Consider the following 18,641-nt stretch of genomic DNA (forward strand, 5'->3'; position numbering starts at 1 on the left):
GGGAAACCGAATGGTTTCCCCTGCAGTTACTGAAGACTCAGGCGCTTTTACGAAGCAAACCCTGCTTTTTCAGGTAAATAAGTAAGATAGAGATGGCCGCGGGGGTAATACCGGAAATACGTGAAGCCTGACCGATGGAAGAGGGTTTATGATCGTTAAGCTTCGCGATCACCTCATTTGAAAGCCCGTTCACGTTACGGTAATCGAGGTCGGCAGGTAATACCGTATTTTCATTACGCTGCTGGCGGGAGATCTCTTCCAGCTGACGGGCAATATAGCCTTCATATTTTACCTGAACTTCCACCTGCTCAGCGGCTGACGGATCAGCAAGCGACGGACCAAAGCCGGGTAATGTCATTAATTTTTCGTACGTCAGTTCCGGTCGGCGCAGCAGATCTTCCCCGTTCGCTTCTTTGGTGAGCGAGGCACTCAGTACCGCATTGATCTCTTCCACGTTCCCGGACCTGGGATGTACATGAATATCACGTAAGCGCTGACGCTCCTGTTCCACCGATTCCAGCTTCCGGTTGAAATGGGCCCAGCGCTCATCATCCACCAGCCCCAGTTCACGACCGATGGCAGTCAGACGAAGATCCGCATTGTCTTCACGTAACATCAGACGATATTCGGCACGGGAGGTAAACATCCGGTACGGTTCTTTGGTTCCCAGGGTGCACAGGTCATCGACCAGAACACCGAGGTAAGCATTATCCCTGCGCGGGGTCCAGCCTTCTTTATCGGCAGAGAAACGTCCGGCATTCAGGCCGGCCAGTAATCCCTGAGCAGCGGCTTCTTCATATCCGGTGGTGCCGTTAATTTGTCCGGCAAAGAACAATCCGCTGATGTATTTACTCTCCAGCGTCGGTTTCAGATCCCGTGGGTCAAAGAAATCGTACTCAATGGCATATCCCGGACGGATAATTTTGGCATTTTCCAGTCCGTTCATCGAACGGACAATCTGCATCTGTACATCAAACGGTAAGCTGGTCGATATTCCGTTCGGATAAATTTCGTTACTGGTCAGCCCTTCCGGCTCCAGAAAGATCTGATGAGCATTGCGATCGGCAAAGCGCATCACCTTGTCTTCAATCGACGGACAGTAACGGGGGCCGATCCCTTCGATCACCCCGGCATACATCGGGCTGCGATCGAGGTTATTACGGATCACGTCATGCGTTTTTTCATTGGTATGGGTGATGTAACACGCCATCTGCTGCGGATGATCGCTGGCTTTCCCCATGAACGAAAAGACCGGCATCGGTGTATCACCGTGTTGCGGCGTCAGCACCGAAAAATCGATCGTTCTGGCATCGATACGGGGAGGTGTTCCGGTTTTCAGGCGGTCCACACGCAGCGGAAGCTCACGTAAGCGACGAGCCAGCGGAACCGAAGGGGGATCGCCGGCACGGCCACCGCTGTAGTTATCCAGGCCAATATGAATTTTACCGTCAAGGAAGGTTCCGACAGTCAGTACCACGGCCTTTGCACGAAAGCGTAAGCCCATCTGAGTCACTGCACCCACGACCTGATCGTTTTCGACGATAAGATCATCCACAGCCTGCTGGAAGATCATCAGGTTAGGCTGGTTTTCAAGAGCAGTACGTACTGCCTGCCGATAGAGTACGCGATCCGCCTGTGCACGGGTTGCTCTGACCGCAGGACCTTTACTGCTGTTTAGTATTCTAAACTGGATCCCTGCTTTGTCGATGGCCTGCGCCATCAGGCCGCCCATTGCATCGACTTCTTTAACCAGATGTCCTTTTCCGATACCACCAATCGCCGGGTTACATGACATTTGTCCCAGCGTATCGATATTGTGTGTCAGTAGCAGGGTTTGCTGACCCATTCGGGCAGCAGCCATTGCTGCTTCTGTCCCTGCATGACCACCACCGATGATGATGACGTCAAAAGGATCTGGATAAAACATGGAGCAGTACCTCAGTAGATTAACGGTTGGGAGTCTATCCCGGTGGAGGATTCTACTTAAATTCCCTGACCGGCGAAAGTGGCAGGATCGTTAGGGGTTTAAAAGAAAGATCTTTATTTTATGTATGATCTTTCTGTTAGATCTCTTATTAGGATCCACTGATCTTGTGGATAAGGGATTTTTCCTGTTACTTAACAGAGATCTAATGAGGATCGTATGCTGTGAATGATCGGTGATCCTTTCACGTATAAGCTGAGATCAAAATAAGGACTTATGCACAGGTCAAAAAAGCATCCGGGGTTATTCATTGGATAACTACCGGTTATACGCACGTTTCAGGGTGAGTTATACACAGAAAAACCGGGAAAAAAGATCACAAAACAGGACTAATCACCACGGATCATTAGAAATAAACGATCAATCACCGTGGCTGAGGGGATCTAAATCAGTGATATCCACTGTTGAAACCATTCTGTGGCCGGATCCTCAGGGACATCGTGTTCCAGGACATCTATTTCCAGCCGATCGCCGATCCGTGTCGCGCCCAGAGTCTGTAATTGTTGATCCAGGGTTCGGATCGCACCGCAGAACAGGTCATATTCATGGTTACCGATACCGATGGCACCGTAACGGACGGCAGAAAGATCCGGTTGTGTCTCTGAAAGCGTCTGATAAAACGGTAACAGGTTGTCCGGAATTTCACCGGCGCCATGCGTTGAGCTGATCAGTAGCCAGATCCCTGTTGGCGGGACGTCATCATAAGCAGGTCCGTGCAGAATTTCGGCAGAAAGCCCTTTTGCCTCTGCAATTTCAGCCAGGTCTTCAGCGACGTATTCGGCACTGCCCAGGGTACTGCCTGTGATAAACGTAATATCCGCCATCGATCTTCCCTCTGTTAAAGGCGAGCATTGTACGCTGTGATCAAGCAGTGATCCACCTGTGGACAACAAGGTTATTCATTTTTTATTTTCTTCGGAAGAGGCTGCCAGCACAGGAGAGAGTGATGAATAAGGTTATCCACAATGCCCCGGGGATCAGGGCTTAATGGTTCTCATGATCGGGTTCTGTAAAGAGATAAGCGTTTCGGTAGACTGAATTTCATCAATGGTCTGTATCTTATTGATAAGCACCTGTTGAAGCGCATCGATGGAGCGGCACATTACTTTGATAAACACACTGTAATGGCCGGTGGTGTACCAGGCTTCCACAACTTCGTCGAGTGCTTCCAGCTTGCTCAGGGCGGCAGGATAATCACGGGCACTTTTTAGAATAATGCCGATAAAACAGCAGACATCAAATCCGAGTTTTTTCGGATCAACGTCAATGCGGGTACCGAGGATAATCCCGGCCTGACGCATTTTTTCGACACGAACATGGATCGTACCGGCACTGACACTGAACTGTTTTGCGAGCTCAGCATAGGCCGTTTTGGCGTTATTCAGCAGGGCGTTGAGGATATCGCGATCAAGTTGATCGAGTTGCAGCGTATCAGCCATCCTGTTTCCTTATCTGTCAGGTGTAAGGTAAACAGTGACAGTAATCTCCTGCGTGCAGGCTGGCAAGGAATAGCTGACCTGCGACAGCTATTCCTGCCGGGGGGATTATTTTTTACGCCACAGCGTCAGCTGGGCCACCGTATGCTGATATTTGCGGGACGTTTCCCTGATCACAAAGGGGACATCTTCCGGCGGCGCGATTTCCTCAAAATCGGCCTGCAGAATGCGCCGTAATGCCTGTAAGGTTGTTACGGCTTCTCCGTTTTCACGGAGCCCGCCCAGCCAGTTATCTTTAGGTGTATATTCTTCAAGCCATGTATAAGGTGATGAGAGTAGTAAGACGCCTCCTGTACGCAGCATCGGCGTGATGTCCTGCAGAAAACGGCGAGGTTCACGCAGTCTGTCCAGCAGGTTTGAGGCGAAAACAAGGTCAAACATGCCCGTCCGGGCCTTCAGGTTACAGGCATCACCCTGTGTAAAATGTACCGGCCCCTGTGCAGCATAGTCTGCTAAGGCATCGGTCAGCCTTAATGTCCGGTAATCTACCAGCTCACCCTCACTCGGGAGCTGGTAGCGTAATTCTTCTCCCGCAGAAAGCTTTTCCGCCACATCAATAAAACGTGCCGAATAATCCATGCCGGTCACCTGAGAGAAATAACGTGACAGCTCAAATGTTGCGCGGCCAGTCGCACAACCGATATCCAGGGCATGCGCCCGTGACTCACACCAGGGCAGTACTTTCTCTGCCAGTACCTTCGCATAATTGGCGATACCGAATTTATCCGGCCCGTACTGGAAATCCAGATATTGTGAGACCATCAGGTCTGTTTCATAAGGATTCACTTTCTGCGTTTCCTGGTGAGATGAGATCACATACCGGAAGCCGGCATGCTGAAAGAAATGTCGTCGAAAGGCATAACGGGCCGATTTCAGTGTCTCATTTCCTGTTGAAATGAAGCTACCGCCTTTGATCAGATTATGTTTTCCGTCAAATGTCGGTGTCGAAAAATCATCATAGAGCGGATGCACCTTGAAGCCCGGAAAACCACTGATAGGTGTCGTCGTCCACTGCCAGACATTCCCGACGATATCGTATAGCCCCGCCTGCGGAAAAAGATCGACCGGACACGGCGAGGCTGCGTAGCTCAGATTGATATTCGCCGGCAGAGGTTCACCTGCCGCAGGCTCCTCTATCCGCTGACGTAACAGGTACCACTCCGTTTCAGAAGGGAGCTGGACCGGTTCCCCCAGGACTTCTGCTTTCCAGCGACAAAATGCGGCAGCTTCAAGCTGATTCACTTCGGCGGGCCAGTCCCAGGGCATCGGGACTTCTTCCGTCATCAGTCGTAATTTAAGCTGATCGGGGTGCAATACATCACCGACCCAGAAGGTCGGATGTTCGGCACGGGCAAACTCACGCCATTGCCAGCCTTCCTCATCCCAGAAACGGCGGGTGTGGTAGCCGCCGGCCTGCACAAATGTCAGAAACTCCCCATGACTGACCAGCATTTTACTGGCCTGAAAGGGACTGACTTCGGTTTGCTGAAAGCCATATTCATTATCCCAGCCATACGTCTCGTCTTCTTTACCCAGTGACACCCTGCTTCCTTCAATCGCCACCAGGCTATTTTCAGGAACCTGTGAACGCTGGTGTCTTGCCTGAGGGCTATGGGGCCAGAATGGCGAGGGCTTTACCTGGCTGAGGGGAAGCTGGCGAATAAGCACACTGGAGGTTTCAAGGTGGATCCTTTCATGTTCGATCCCCATCAGGATAACCCATGCCGGGCTATCCCAGTGGATTGGCAGTTCCAGCGGCATCTCTTCAATAAAATGAAGTACCTGCTGCTTTACTTTCTGACGGTACGCTCTGACATCGCTGACCGGTGGCCATGAGTAGTGCTGGTCATCCAGGTCATCCCAGCTCATTTCATCCACACCGATAGCCATCATCGATTCGATGGTGGCATCAATACGGGTGTCCAGGTATCCGCCAGCCATCAGCTTATTAATATAAAAGGTCGCCGTATGGGCATAATAGAAAATAAGCGGATGGCGCAGAGAAATTGCCTTTGTCGTCCAGGCATCCGCACTGTCCAGACATTCAAACAGACTCTCATACAGTTCCCAGCTGTGGAGAAAATACTCCAGGATCTGTTGACGTTTTTCTGAGACATTTTCGCCGGTTAAAGGAACCGTATAAGACGGTAAAGGGAGATGTGGCTGACGGTCGGGTATCATTACTGAAGGGCTCCGCTATGCTTAGGCCGGTATGTACTGACTATAGCAGAGAATCATAGCCTTACCTCTTCAGACGTCGCAGTAATCGCATCCGTAACCGGGTATCAAATTTCCAGATATGATCAAAGAGTCTCAGGATCCCGGGTTTACCGTGCGGGGAAAGCGTCACGGCATGGAACCGCTGTTGCCGTTGCTGGCGGATCTTCTCCAGCCGCTGGATCAACTCTCCCGGCAACCGCTGGGCGATAAAATCGGAGATAATGACGGCATCGGCATCCCGCCAGGCCTCTGTTTCCAGCTGATCAGCGACGGTATTCAGGCACTGCGCCAGGTCGGTTCCGCCCCGGAAACGCTGGCTCAGAAAACGGGTAGCCTGCTGCAGACCATCTTCCGCGGTCAGTTCATAGTGGATAACTTCGCTGGCAAATAACATCACGTGGCAACGGCGCTTTCCGGTGAGCGCGATTTTAAGTAAAGCGAGGCAGAATCCTTTGGCGCAGCGTTCATTAAACCCGCCCATCGAGCCGGATGTATCCACACAGACAATAAAAGGGCCTGCCGGGGTTGGATCTTTCTTATGTCCGGTCACGGGGTGGTGCCGTAGTTCTTCGTGATACGACTCCCCCTGGAGCTGATAGGTCAGCAGACGTTTCTCCACCAGCCGGCGATAAAATTCCAGTTCAAGTTCCGTGATGCTCAGCGCGGCCAGTTCCGGAGGCAGCAGACGTAAAATATCATCGCTTTGGTGGATGCCGCTGACCTCTTCAGGAACGGACTCCGTATGGGGAACCCGGACCTTTTGTATACCCGTGGCGGTCTTTTCGGCAGGTTCTGCCGCAGATTCGCGGCTACGCCCTAATTGTGCAGCCAGAGAAGAAAGCTCAGGATGTGTTTTCAGGAATTCGCTGTATTCCACGATTAAATCCGCATCCCCCTTTTGTAACGGCGCTTTACTCCAATCCCATAAATGGCCGGCGGCGGCCTCCTCGTCTTCTTCCAGTAAGGGGGACAGTTGACCGGCTAAGGAAATCCGCTGCTGTAATTCATTGATTATGCGTTCTCTGTGCTGTTCCAGCAGGTCTTCATTCAGGGTCGCCGTCTGTAATGTCAGGTTCAGCCGCCAGCGTTGAAAAAAAAGACTCTGTTGTGCCGGAGTAAACAGAGTGTCATCGGCCTGCCTCTTCAGATTTTCTGCTTCTTCGGTAAACGGAGAGTTGAGCTGTTCCAGTGCCTGCAGGGTTTCAGGTAACTGCTGACTGAAGGTATACAGGCTGAGTCCTTTTTGTCGCGTATAGAGTGAAAATTCCTGAGCCAGCGCAGCCGGTACCGGTGTATTTTTCTGCTCTTCGCTGATGGCGGCTTTAATCGCAGGTAAATCACGCAGCAGAGCCTTTTTCAACGCAGGGCTTTTCTCCAGAAACATCACCAGCTGCGGGGCTGCCAGGAGTGTCGTCAGAAAGTCATTAAGTGAGTCGTAATCATTAAATGTCAGCAGACTTAACAGCGTATCGATAGAAATCATTGCATTGCCTGTTCTATCTGATCCGCCACATCCTGCAGACTGTGTTCAATAAGTGCCAGCCACTTATCATCGATGAAAAGGCAGTGCTGATGCTGACGGAAAAGTAAACGTTGTGTCTGTAGCTGCTCCTTAAGTGCCTGCAGGCCGAGGGTGATTTCTTCGGGTAATGGCGTTTTCGGACTGCTGACGGAGGCGCTCAGCCCGGAGGATTGCAGACTGATATCCCGGATGTTCAACCGGTTACGGTCATCAATATACAAATCCAGCGATTGTGCAAAGCCCATGCCGTTGAGCTTTCCTTTGATCTCTCCGCCTTTCTGAAGCCATTGGCTCAGGTCTTCTCTGCTGATCACCAGATGCGATACGTTTAAATTATGCAGTGTCAGCGGGGAGAGCAAAATCAGCGTCAGCTGTTCCTCTGTCAGATCCTGAGGTAAGGCCGGATGAGCCTTACGGCCAAACAATGTACTTTGTTTTTCCAGCGTTAATATTTGTTGCTCATTCATCTGTCGTTGCAGCGTTACTTTACGGGCTTGCAGCTGGCGCAGTTTGAGTAAAATAGCCTGTTGCTCCCATCCGTAACCGGTAACCAGTGACTGAATTTCCTGCTCAATCAGTTGCATAGAAGCTGTGTCGTGCCATAAACAGTCTTTCAGTAATATCAGGTCTACCGGTGCAATCGCATCACGGCCACTGAAGAAGGCACTGGCCTGCAGTAGCCGGGTGGCTTTCTTCCAGCGGCGGTCTGAGATATAGGGAGCATCAGCCTGATTTTCCAGCTGATGACGTAACCGGTAAATCAGTTCAAAGACGGTATCCGGCAGGGCGATGCGGGGAATATTTTTTTGCCATTGCTGATATTCGTCATGGGTAATACGCAAAGACTCCCCCGACGGAGTGACGGGCTCTTCTCCTGATGCGGTCAGCATATTGCGGAAATTGTTTTTACTACTGACATTATCAAGGCATAGTCGTATCAGCATACGATCATAGAGGGCTGTCAGCCCGCTGTCTTCTTCCGGGAACTCATTGGATGCGGTGATCAGTAATCGCATCGGAATAGTGGTTTCACTGTCACCGTTGCGGAACCGGCGTTCATTAATGGCGGTGAGTAATGTATTCAGGATGGCCGGTCCGGCTTTCCATATTTCATCCAGGAACACTATTTCGGCTTCAGGAAGATAGCCACGGGTCAGGCGCTGATAACGTCCTTCATCTTTTAGCGCCTGAATAGAGAGCGGACCGAAGACCTCTTCCGGTGTTGAAAAGCGGGTCATCAGGTATTCAAAAGCCCGGGCATCCTGAAATGCATACTTCAGCCGGCGGGCAATCAGACTTTTGGCAATCCCCGGCGGACCCATCAGGAATACGCTTTCACCACAAAGAGCAGCCAGCAGACACAACCGGATAGTGTGGTGTCTTTCATACAGCCCTTTTTCCAGCATATCGCTGAGGCGCGTAATTCTGTCAGCTAAAAGATGAGTCAATGCCATAATAATAATTGAGTCCTTGTAATAACCGTCGGGATGCTGTCTTTCCGGCATCCTGCCATGATAAACCGGCAGAGGAGGCGCGAAATGATAATCTTTAAGATTGTCCCATCACCGCAGGGTTCTGCAACGGGTTAATAATCAATTTTAGATACCTTTTATCGATAACCGGGTGGGTTTTCTGATGAATAAGTGCATACTGTGCCACTTTGGCGGTTAATAAGGCACGTTTTTACGGGATTGGTTAAAAACAAGATAAAATGATATGAGCTCAAATAACAAACAATCAACCGGCGCATTGACGCTAGCAGCTATCGGTGTGGTTTATGGTGATATAGGAACCAGCCCGCTGTATACACTACGTGAGTGCCTTTCGGGGCAATTTGGTTTTGGCATCGAGCAGGAGTCCGTGTTTGGCTTTCTGTCATTGATTTTCTGGTTATTAATCCTTGTCGTTTCTCTGAAGTACATCAGCTACGTCATGCGGGCGGATAATGCCGGTGAGGGTGGAATACTGACGCTGATGTCGCTTGCCGGACGAAATACCGGTGCCCGGGCGACGGCCATCCTGCTTATCATGGGGCTGGTGGGCGGGAGTTTCTTCTATGGCGAGGTCGTCATTACGCCAGCCATTTCGGTGATGTCTGCAATGGAAGGTCTGGAAATTGCGGCCCCTTCGCTGGATGCCTATATTGTTCCTCTTTCTATTGCTGTTCTGACACTCCTCTTTCTGATCCAGAAACATGGTACCGGGCTGGTGGGGAAAATGTTTGCCCCCGTCATGCTTATCTGGTTTCTGGTACTGGCGGTCCTGGGTGTTAACAGTATTATCCGGAACCCTGTCGTCTTACAGGCGCTGAATCCCTGGCATGCCGTGGAATTTTTCCTGCATTACAAGACGGTGTCCTTTTTTGCCCTGGGGGCGGTGGTTCTGTCGATCACCGGGGTTGAAGCCTTATATGCCGATATGGGACATTTCGGGAAATTGCCGATACGTATTGCCTGGTTTAGTGTTGTTCTGCCTTCACTGGTACTTAACTATTTTGGACAGGGGGCTTTGCTGCTTGCTCATCCTGAAGCCATTAAAAACCCGTTCTTTCTGCTGGCTCCGGACTGGGCGCTGATCCCGATGTTATTGCTGGCGACCCTGGCCACCGTGATTGCCTCGCAGGCAGTGATCTCCGGGGTATTTTCACTGACCCGGCAGGCGGTACGTCTCGGGTATTTGTCGCCAATGAGAATCATCCATACGTCTGAAATGGAATCCGGCCAGATCTATATCCCTATGATCAACTGGTTACTGTATTCGGCGGTGCTGGTGGTGATTATCTGTTTCAAACATTCCAGCAATCTTGCCGCAGCGTATGGTATTGCCGTCACCGGCACGATGATCCTGACCACCATTTTGTCCTGTACGGTGGCACGTAAGAACTGGCACTGGAATATATTCCTGGTGGGAATAATTTTCATCGTCCTGCTGTGTATTGATGTGCCTTTATTCAGTGCAAACCTGATAAAAATCTTCTCAGGTGGCTGGCTGCCACTGTGTCTGGCACTGGTTATGTTTATTATTATGACGACCTGGAAAAGCGAACGATTCCGGGTCCTGCGCCGGATGCATGAACACGGTAATTCTCTGGAAGCGATGATCGCCTCACTGGAGAAAAACCCGCCACTGCGGGTGCCCGGAACGGCCGTATTTATGTCCAGGGTGCTGAATGTCATTCCATTCGCGATGCTGCATAACCTCAAACACAACAAGATATTACACGAGCGGGTAGTGCTGCTGACGTTACGTACTGAAGATGCCCCGTATGTTCATAATGTACGTCGTGTCACTATAGAACAACTCTCTCCGACCTTCTGGCGGGTGGTCGCCAGCTATGGCTGGCGTGAAACGCCAAACGTAGAAGAAATCTTTCATCGGTGCGGACTGGAAGGTCTGAACTGCAGAATGATGGATACTTCGTTCTTTATGTCAAGAGAGTCGCTGATTCTGGGGAAACGTCCATGGTATCTGCGATTGCGCGGTAAGTTATTTATGGCTCTGCAACGTAACGCGTTACGGGCTCCGGATCAGTTTGAAATCCCGCCTAACCGGGTCATTGAACTGGGAACCCAGGTAGAGTTCTGATTAACGGGAGCGGTCATCGTGTATGGCCGCTCTCACCCCCTCCGGCAGTCATCGGTTTCCCTTCTCCGCGATGACAGCGTCGTCGGGAACAGAAGAAACACTCCCCCGGCGCTGAAAGACAACACTGAACCGAATCCGCTCAGTGGTATTCTGCAGACTTTCTCTCAGACTGACGTTGCCGGCATTCTTACTTTCCTGCAGCAATAACCCTCCCTGTTGTGACCTTTATCACAGCGCGATCACTGCGTTTTTACCCCTCTGTGTCCTGGCTGCGAAATGTTTCGATAGTGATCACATATTCATTGCCCGTCGATTGTTTTCCCCCAACGGTTACTTAGACTTCATTCAGCGAAACGTTTCGCTCAGGAGTGAAAAATGAAAAAAGGCACCTTACTGAACTCTGAGATTTCGTCCGTCGTTTCCCGCTTAGGGCACACCGACAGCCTGACCATCAGTGATGCAGGTTTGCCTGTCCCGCGAGGGCCTCAACGGATTGATCTGGCGCTGACGGCGGGGGTGCCGGGTTTTTTACAGGTAGTCGCGGCAGTGACTGACGAAATGCAGGTCGAGAGTGCCATCCTGGCGGAAGAAATATTGCTGCACAATGTTCAATTACACAGTGACCTGATTGCACTGATGGAACACCTGCAACACCGGCAGGGTAATACCATCGATATTACCTACATGAGCCATCAACAGTTCAAAGAAAGAACACAATCCAGTCAGGCTATCGTTCGCAGCGGGGAGTGTTCCCCGTACGCGAATATCATCCTTAATGCTGGCGTAACCTTCTGAGGCTGTTATGCAACCATTATTGCAACTCACAGGCATTACTAAATCTTTCCCCGGCGTAAAAGCCTTATCAAAGGCTGCACTATCCGTCTATCCGGGGCGGGTGATGGCATTGGTCGGGGAAAACGGTGCCGGCAAGTCGACCATGATGAAAATCCTGACCGGGATCTACGCGCGGGATGCCGGTCGCTTTGAATGGCTGGGAAAAGAGACCACGTTCGACAGTCCTAAGGCTTCACAGGCGGCCGGCATTGGCATCATTCATCAGGAACTCAACCTGATCCCGCAACTGAGTGTGGCTGAGAATATTTTCCTGGGCCGGGAAGTTGTGAACTGTTTCGGCCGCATTCAGTGGAAACAGATGTACCAACAGGCAGAGGCAGTAATGAAACGCCTGAATCTGCGCCTCAGCAGTCATCAGCGGGTGGACGATTTATCGATTGGCGATCAGCAGATGGTTGAGATTGCCAGGGTACTGAGCTTTGAATCCAGGGTCATCATCATGGATGAGCCGACAGATGCGCTGACCGATACAGAAACAGCCTCCCTGTTTCGTGTCATCAAGGATCTAAAGGCGCAGGGGTGCGGCATTGTTTATATCTCTCACCGGATGAAAGAGATTTTTGAAATTTGCGATGATGTCACGGTATTTCGCGATGGTCAGTTCATCGCCGAACGGCAGGTCAACACGCTTACAGAAGAGTCACTGATTGAAATGATGGTGGGGCGTAAGCTTGAAGAGCAATACCCCCGGCTGGATAAATCGCCGGGCGGTGTTCTTATGGCTGTTGAGCATCTCAGCGGGTCCGGGGTGAAGGATGTCAGTTTTACTCTGCGCAAAGGGGAAATCCTTGGTGTCTCGGGCCTGATGGGGTCCGGGCGTACCGAACTCATGAAGGTGCTGTACGGCGCGCTCCCACGATCAGCCGGTAGTGTGACCCTGGAGGGGAAAGCTATACGGGTACGTTCACCGGAAGAGGGGTTACAGCAAGGAATCGTCTATATCACGGAAGATCGTAAACGTGATGGGCTGGTATCAGGGATGTCGGTAAAAGAAAATATGTCGCTGACCGCGCTCAGGTATTTCAGCCACCAGGGTGGGCGTCTGAAACATGCAGCCGAACAATTGGCGGTGAGTGACTTTATCAGGTTATTCAATATCAAAACCCCTTCGATGAATCAGCCGGTAGGTCTGTTATCCGGAGGTAATCAACAAAAAATTGCTATCGCACGAGGTCTGATGACCCGGCCTAAGGTCCTCATTCTGGATGAACCTACCCGCGGTGTGGATGTTGGCGCGAAGAAAGAAATTTATCAGTTAATTAACCAGTTTAAAGACGAAGGCATGAGCATCATCCTCGTTTCTTCTGAAATGCCGGAAGTTCTGGGGATGAGCGACCGGGTGTTAGTGATGCATGAAGGGCAACTGAGCGGTGACTTTCCTGTCGGGCAGGCATCACAGGAAATACTGATGGCGGCGGCAGTTGGCAAACCTCAAAACGCGGAGCAGGCATAATATGAGTACACATACACTTCCCTCACGCCGCCTGTTCAGTAAAGCCTGGCTGCTTGAACAGAAATCCCTGATTGCACTTCTGGTATTGATTGCCATTGTTTCCGGGATGAGTCACAACTTTTTCACCCTGGCGAATCTGTTCAATATTCTTCAGCAAACCTCTGTTAACGCCATTATGGCGGTGGGGATGACTCTGGTTATTCTGACATCAGGAATTGATCTTTCTGTCGGGTCATTACTGGCGCTGACCGGTGCGGTGGCTGCATCCCTCGTGGGGATGGAGGTGAATTCACTGCTGGCTATTACGATATCGCTGGGGCTGGGCGCATTTATCGGGGGGATTACCGGGTTTATTGTCGCTAAAGGGAAAGTTCAGGCATTTATTGCCACCCTGGTCATGATGCTGCTGCTGCGGGGAGCCACTCTGGTTTATACCAACGGCAGCCCGATCAGTACCGGCTTTAACGATAATGCGGATCTGTTCGGTTGGTTCGGTATTGGCCGGCCGCTGGGGATCCCTACGCCGGTCTGGTTAATGGCGATTATCTTTCTTGCTGCAGGGTACATGCTTCATCACACCCGGCTGGGGCGCTATATCTATGCACTGGGAGGTAATGAAGCCGCGGCCCGGCTTTCCGGTATCAGTGTGAATCGGGTAAAAGTCACCGTTTATGCACTGTGTGGCCTGCTCGCCGCGCTGGCCGGAACCATTGAAGTAGCGCGTCTTTCTTCTGCACAACCTACCGCCGGTACCGGTTATGAACTGGATGCGATTGCGGCCGTTGTGCTGGGGGGAACCAGTCTGTCCGGAGGAAAGGGGCGGGTCATGGGGACCCTGATTGGTGCGCTGATCCTCGGTTTTCTTAACAATGGGTTGAATCTGATAGGTGTTTCTTCTTACTACCAAATGATTGTCAAAGCTGTAGTGATATTACTGGCGGTACTGATAGATAAAAAAAGCAATAACTGATTGATTACCCTACAGGATTAATAATATGAAAAAACTTACTGCATTGGCCTTAATGTTAGGCGTCACGTTTAGTACTCAGGTGCTGGCGAAAGATACCCTCGCGCTGGTGATATCTACGCTGGATAATCCGTTTTTTGTCACCCTGAAAGAGGGGGCGCAGAAAGAAGCCGATAAGCTGGGATATCATCTGGTGGTGCTTGATTCCCAGAATAACCCGGCGAAAGAACTGGCAAATGTGCAGGATCTGATGGTGCGCGGAACCAAAGCCATCCTGATTAACCCGACAGATTCCGATGCAGTGAGTAACGCGGTAAAAATTGCGAACCAGGCTCAGATTCCGGTGATCACGCTTGATCGCTCAGCCAGTCAGGGTAAGGTCGTCAGTCACATTGCTTCTGATAACCGGGCGGGAGGGAAGCTGGCCGGAGATTTTATCGCTAAGCAGTTGGGGGAGGGGGTAAAAGTTATCGAACTGGAGGGGATTGCCGGAACCTCTGTTGCCCGTGAACGGGGGGAAGGCTTCAGACAGGCCTCTGATGCCCATAAATTCAGTGTTCTTGCCCGCCAGCCTGCTGATTTCGATCGGACCAAGGGGCTGAATGTGATGCAAAACCTGCTCACGGCCCACCCTGATGTGCAGGCCGTTTTTGCTCAGAATGACGAAATGGCGCTCGGTGCGATGCGTGCCCTGCAAACTGCCGGTAAAACTGGGGTCATCGTCGTAGGATTTGACGGAACGCCTGATGGAGTGAAAGCGGTTGAGGGCGGTAAGCTGGCTGCGACAGTCGCTCAGTTACCGGAGCAGATTGGTAAAACCGGTGTAGACACGGCAGACAACGTACTTAAAGGGAAAAAGGTCGCGGCCCTGATACCGGTAGAATTGAAGCTGGTGACCCGATAACGCAGCATAACTCTCATACGCGCCCCCGGGGGCGCTTTTATCCGGATAAAAGCCTCCTATGAAAAATACCGGCAGACTGGCTGTTCTTGGCAGCATTAATGCAGACCACATTATCAACCTGGTGCAGTTCCCGCGTCCGGGGGAAACGGTGATTGGCAAGCAATATCAGGTCGCTTTTGGTGGTAAAGGGGCGAATCAGGCAGTCGCTGCCGGAAGGAGCGGTGCCGACGTTGCCTTTATTGCCTGCGTAGGTCATGACGATACGGGGGAAAGTATCCTAAAGCAGCTGGCAGACGATGGTATTGATGTTACTCCGGTGGCGATCGTTGACGGAGAGTCCACCGGGGTGGCGTTGATTTTTGTGAATGGCGAAGGTGAAAACTCCATCGGTATTTATGCCGGCGCAAATGCTGCCCTGTCCCCCGAACGGGTTAAGCAGCACCATCAGGTCATTGCCGGTGCGGATGCCCTGCTGATACAGCTTGAATCGCCGCTGGATAGCGTGCTGACAGCGGCCCGGATTGCCCGCCAGAATAAGACTCAGGTCATACTGAATCCGGCACCTGCGACGGAATTATCTGATGAATTGCTGGCGCTGGTGGATATGATTACCCCGAATGAAACTGAAGCGCAGATACTGACGGGCGTGGTCGTGAAAAACGATGACGATGCTGCCAAAGCCGCCGGTATCCTCCATGCAAAAGGTATTGACCGGGTGCTGATTACCCTCGGCCAGCGCGGGGTGTGGCTGAGTGAGCGGGGATGTGGTCAGCATATTCCCGGTTTTGATGTCGCCGCTGTGGATACGATTGGTGCCGGAGATACATTTAATGGTGCGTTGATGACGGCACTCCTGGAGCAACAAACCATGACCGGATCGGTCCGTTTTGCACACGCTGCTGCCGCCATTGCGGTCACCCGCCATGGAGCACAACCTTCCGTCCCCTGGCGGGAAGAAATTGAGCGATTTTTGCAGGATCAGGGGTAAACGTGGCCACGATGAAAGATGTCGCCCGTCTTGCGGGCGTTTCGACCTCTACCGTATCTCATGTCATTAACAATAACCGGTTCGTCAGTGAAGCTATTCGGCAGAAGGTAACATTTGCCATAGAGCAGCTTAACTATGCACCTTCAGCATTGGCCCGGAGCCTGAAACTGCAGCGGACCCACACGATAGGGATGTTACTGACAGCCAGCAGTAACCCGTTCTATGCAGAAGTGGTTCGCGGGGTTGAACGTAGTTGTTATGAACGGCAATACAGCCTGATTTTATGTAATACCGAAGGAGACAAGGACCGCATGGACCGAAGTCTGGAAACGCTGCTGCAAAAGCGCGTGGACGGACTCCTCATTATGTGTACCGAAAGACGCCGGCCGTCTGCTGAGATCCTGGGCCGGTATCCGTCTATACCGTCGGTAATGATGGACTGGGCCCCTTTTGAAAGCAGCAGCGATGTTATTCAGGATAACTCTTTGCTGGGGGGCGAAATGGCTACCCGTTATCTGGTTTCGCGGGGTTATACCCGAATTGCCTGTATTGCCGGCCCCCGGGATAAGACTTCAGCCTGCCTGCGTCTTGAGGGATATCAACGTGCGATGGCTGCAGCAAAACTGCCGGTTTTGCCCGGGTACATTATTGAAAGCGACTTTGAATTTGAGGGGGGCTTTCTTGCCATGCAGCAATTGCTCAGGCTTACTCCACGGCCGCAGGCTGTTTTTACCAGCAATGATGCAATGGCGGTCGGGGGCTATCAGGCACTTTACCAGGCCGGATTAACCATACCCCGGGATATGGCAGTCATGGGATATGATGATATTGAACTGGCACGTTATATGATCCCTCCTCTGAGCACTATCCGTCAGCCTAAAGATGAACTTGGGGAACTGGCTATTGATACCCTGCTCCACCGGATGGAAACGCCGGATGTCAGCCAGCAGTTGCTGGTACTGACACCGGAGCTGATGGAGCGTGCTTCTGTTGGCAGAGGTTAAGTTTTCGCTTTTTTCTTCACGCGGTCGTGAATCAGGTGTTTACCATCTTCCGGTTTCAGTAGCAGGAAGATCAGGGCGGATAACAGCGTCACGATCCCCATACTCAGAAAGGTGGCATGAAAGTCCCAGAGAGCCTCGCCGGAAATGTTTTGCCAGAAACGTAAGACGGCTGCACTGACTGCAACACCAAAGCTGATGGCCAGTTGCTGAGTCACGGCCAGTACACTGTTCCCTGAGCTGGCATTGTCATCCGTGAGATCGGCCAGGGTAATGGTGTTCATGGAAGTAAATTGCATTGACATAAACATCCCCATGATAAACAGCGGTACCAGCAGTACCCAGAAGGGGAGAGTCGGTGATTGTAGTGAGAAGCTTGCGACGAACAGCCCGATGACACCGGTAACAATCACCAGGGTCCGGCGATAGCCCAGGCTTCTGAGTACCCGGGTCACAAGTGATTTTGCGAGGATAGAGCCCAGTGCCGTCGGTACCATAATACAGCCAGCAAGCAGAGCGGAATACCCAAAGCCTACCTGAAGCATCAGTGGCATCAGGAAAGGAACCGAGCCTGTCCCTAACCGTGAGGCTATATTGCCGATGATCCCGATAGAAAAGGTTCTCGTCTTAAACATCGGCAGACCTATCAGAGGTGCGCGGTGATTTCTGGCATGCTTTATATAGAGTAATAGCAGGACGACCCCGCTAATCAGAATAGCAGCGGCCAGTGAACTACGTACCAGTTGTTCACCAAACAACTCAATACCGACAGAGATCAGCACCAGCCCGAGACCAAACAGTAAAAAGCCTGGCGCATCAAACCGTCGTTTCGGGGTTGTGAAATCAGGCATATATTTCCGGGCAAAAAAGACACCGGCTAACGCTATCGGTATATTAATAAGAAATATCCAGTGCCATGTTGCATAGGTAACCAGTATCCCACCCAGCACCGGGCCCAGCACCGGGCCGATTAATCCGGGCATCGTGACAAAGTTCAGGATAGGCAGTAATTCACTGCGGGGATAGGCTCTCAGTAACGCAAGTCGGGCGACGGGCATCATCATGGCACCCCCTATCCCCTGGATGACCCGGGAAACCACCAGCATAGGCAGTGTGCCGGAAAGGGCACAGGTTAAGGAACCTAAGGCAAACAGACTGACGGCCAGAATAAAAATCCGCCGTGTACCGAAGCGATCAGCCAGCCAGCCGCTCACCGGAATAAGCATGGCTACGGTTAATGTATAACTGATGACCGCCGACTGCATGGCTAACGGAGGGCGATCCATACTGTGTGCGATAGCTGGAAGGGCGGTATTCAGAATCGTGGCGTCCAGAGACTGCATAAAGAAAGCCATCGCTGCTATCCAGGGCAGGCCAGACATACTGCGTGCAGAGCGAACCATTAAGTATCCTTTTATTTTCAGATAAGCTGCGGCATTTACCTTAGTCTCAGGCTGAGCATACAGCCATTATTCAGTGCTGATTCCGGAAAGAGTAATAAGTATGTAGAAAAAATAGCGTTTATTAGTGTCTTTTTTACTCAAAACAGCACATAAATTAGCAAAATGGGCAAAAAAGCGACACTCGGCAATTTATTTGAAATAAACCCTTGTCAGAAAAAATTATCTCCCTATAATGCGCTCCCACTGACACGGCAAAGCGCGAT

General features: G+C 51.4%; 14 protein-coding genes. 7 read left to right on the forward strand and 7 right to left on the reverse strand.

Translation table 11 applies throughout. The annotated features are described in order from the left end of the window. Nucleotides 1-37: 37 nt before the first annotated feature. The 6 genes from mnmG to ravA all read right to left on the reverse strand — a co-directional run bounded on the left by mnmG (nucleotide 38) and on the right by ravA (nucleotide 8,676). Nucleotides 38-1,927, reverse strand: coding sequence for a tRNA uridine-5-carboxymethylaminomethyl(34) synthesis enzyme MnmG (gene mnmG / locus JK223_RS07945; RefSeq protein WP_212713645.1), 1,890 nt, complete (start codon nucleotides 1,925-1,927; stop codon nucleotides 38-40). Between the two features lie 440 nt (nucleotides 1,928-2,367). After that, a complete protein-coding gene (gene mioC, locus JK223_RS07950; protein ID WP_212713646.1) occupies nucleotides 2,368-2,808 on the reverse strand; it encodes an FMN-binding protein MioC in 441 nt (146 codons plus the stop codon). Between the two features lie 153 nt (nucleotides 2,809-2,961). Continuing rightward, a complete protein-coding gene (gene asnC, locus JK223_RS07955) occupies nucleotides 2,962-3,423 on the reverse strand; it encodes a transcriptional regulator AsnC (protein ID WP_025901637.1) in 462 nt (153 codons plus the stop codon). A gap of 105 nt (nucleotides 3,424-3,528) precedes the next feature. Continuing rightward, complete coding sequence (gene ovoA, locus JK223_RS07960) at nucleotides 3,529-5,661, reverse strand: 5-histidylcysteine sulfoxide synthase (protein WP_212713647.1); 2,133 nt, start codon at nucleotides 5,659-5,661, stop codon at nucleotides 3,529-3,531. 61 nt (nucleotides 5,662-5,722) lie between these two features. Then, a complete protein-coding gene (gene viaA, locus JK223_RS07965; RefSeq protein ID WP_212713648.1) occupies nucleotides 5,723-7,183 on the reverse strand; it encodes an ATPase RavA stimulator ViaA in 1,461 nt (486 codons plus the stop codon). After that, the gene (gene ravA, locus JK223_RS07970) at nucleotides 7,180-8,676 is read right to left on the reverse strand and encodes an ATPase RavA (RefSeq protein WP_212713649.1); all 1,497 of its coding nucleotides are present in this window, start codon (nucleotides 8,674-8,676) and stop codon (nucleotides 7,180-7,182) included. The genes viaA and ravA overlap by 4 nt, the downstream gene beginning before the upstream one ends. Before the next feature lie 262 nt (nucleotides 8,677-8,938). On the opposite strand from ravA, the gene kup reads away from it, so the two are divergent. From kup to rbsR, 7 genes are all read left to right on the forward strand, one after another. Beyond that, on the forward strand, nucleotides 8,939-10,807 hold the full coding sequence (gene kup, locus JK223_RS07975; RefSeq protein WP_212713650.1) for a low affinity potassium transporter Kup: 1,869 nt from the start codon (nucleotides 8,939-8,941) through the stop codon (nucleotides 10,805-10,807). Between the two features lie 375 nt (nucleotides 10,808-11,182). Beyond that, nucleotides 11,183-11,602: a D-ribose pyranase gene (gene rbsD / locus JK223_RS07980; protein WP_212713651.1), complete on the forward strand. Its 420-nt coding sequence runs from the start codon at nucleotides 11,183-11,185 to the stop codon at nucleotides 11,600-11,602. A gap of 7 nt (nucleotides 11,603-11,609) precedes the next feature. Beyond that, nucleotides 11,610-13,115 carry a ribose ABC transporter ATP-binding protein RbsA gene (gene rbsA / locus JK223_RS07985; protein ID WP_212713652.1) on the forward strand — a complete coding sequence of 502 codons (1,506 nt, stop codon included), beginning with the start codon at nucleotides 11,610-11,612 and terminating at the stop codon, nucleotides 13,113-13,115. Between the two features lies 1 nt (nucleotide 13,116). Continuing rightward, nucleotides 13,117-14,085, forward strand: a complete 969-nt coding sequence (rbsC, locus tag JK223_RS07990) for a ribose ABC transporter permease (protein WP_212713653.1) — start codon at nucleotides 13,117-13,119, stop codon at nucleotides 14,083-14,085. Nucleotides 14,086-14,110: 25 nt separating this feature from the next. Then, nucleotides 14,111-14,986, forward strand: a complete 876-nt coding sequence (gene rbsB / locus JK223_RS07995; protein ID WP_212713654.1) for a ribose ABC transporter substrate-binding protein RbsB — start codon at nucleotides 14,111-14,113, stop codon at nucleotides 14,984-14,986. Nucleotides 14,987-15,044: 58 nt separating this feature from the next. Then, nucleotides 15,045-15,974 carry a ribokinase gene (gene rbsK, locus JK223_RS08000; RefSeq protein ID WP_212713655.1) on the forward strand — a complete coding sequence of 310 codons (930 nt, stop codon included), beginning with the start codon at nucleotides 15,045-15,047 and terminating at the stop codon, nucleotides 15,972-15,974. 2 nt (nucleotides 15,975-15,976) lie between these two features. Next, nucleotides 15,977-16,978: a ribose operon transcriptional repressor RbsR gene (rbsR, locus tag JK223_RS08005; RefSeq protein ID WP_371813083.1), complete on the forward strand. Its 1,002-nt coding sequence runs from the start codon at nucleotides 15,977-15,979 to the stop codon at nucleotides 16,976-16,978. Here the strand turns inward: rbsR and mdtD are convergent. After that, nucleotides 16,975-18,378 (reverse strand): multidrug transporter subunit MdtD, encoded by a 1,404-nt coding sequence (gene mdtD / locus JK223_RS08010; protein WP_212713656.1) that lies wholly within the window; start codon nucleotides 18,376-18,378, stop codon nucleotides 16,975-16,977. The genes rbsR and mdtD overlap by 4 nt on opposite strands. Nucleotides 18,379-18,641 lie beyond the last annotated feature (263 nt).

Source organism: Tatumella sp. JGM118 (genome assembly GCF_018257515.1).
GTDB lineage: Bacteria > Pseudomonadota > Gammaproteobacteria > Enterobacterales > Enterobacteriaceae > Tatumella > Tatumella terrea.

What these genes read in the sequence shown, in the direction of transcription:
- mnmG (WP_212713645.1), bottom strand. Translation starts at nt 1,927, where the DNA reads ATGTTTTATCCAGATCCTTTTGACGTCATCATCATCGGTGGTGGTCAT.
- mioC (WP_212713646.1), bottom strand. Translation starts at nt 2,808, where the DNA reads ATGGCGGATATTACGTTTATCACAGGCAGTACCCTGGGCAGTGCCGAA.
- asnC (WP_025901637.1), bottom strand. Translation starts at nt 3,423, where the DNA reads ATGGCTGATACGCTGCAACTCGATCAACTTGATCGCGATATCCTCAAC.
- ovoA (WP_212713647.1), bottom strand. Translation starts at nt 5,661, where the DNA reads ATGATACCCGACCGTCAGCCACATCTCCCTTTACCGTCTTATACGGTT.
- viaA (WP_212713648.1), bottom strand. Translation starts at nt 7,183, where the DNA reads ATGATTTCTATCGATACGCTGTTAAGTCTGCTGACATTTAATGATTAC.
- ravA (WP_212713649.1), bottom strand. Translation starts at nt 8,676, where the DNA reads ATGGCATTGACTCATCTTTTAGCTGACAGAATTACGCGCCTCAGCGAT.
- kup (WP_212713650.1), top strand. Translation starts at nt 8,939, where the DNA reads ATGAGCTCAAATAACAAACAATCAACCGGCGCATTGACGCTAGCAGCT.
- rbsD (WP_212713651.1), top strand. Translation starts at nt 11,183, where the DNA reads ATGAAAAAAGGCACCTTACTGAACTCTGAGATTTCGTCCGTCGTTTCC.
- rbsA (WP_212713652.1), top strand. Translation starts at nt 11,610, where the DNA reads ATGCAACCATTATTGCAACTCACAGGCATTACTAAATCTTTCCCCGGC.
- rbsC (WP_212713653.1), top strand. Translation starts at nt 13,117, where the DNA reads ATGAGTACACATACACTTCCCTCACGCCGCCTGTTCAGTAAAGCCTGG.
- rbsB (WP_212713654.1), top strand. Translation starts at nt 14,111, where the DNA reads ATGAAAAAACTTACTGCATTGGCCTTAATGTTAGGCGTCACGTTTAGT.
- rbsK (WP_212713655.1), top strand. Translation starts at nt 15,045, where the DNA reads ATGAAAAATACCGGCAGACTGGCTGTTCTTGGCAGCATTAATGCAGAC.
- mdtD (WP_212713656.1), bottom strand. Translation starts at nt 18,378, where the DNA reads ATGGTTCGCTCTGCACGCAGTATGTCTGGCCTGCCCTGGATAGCAGCG.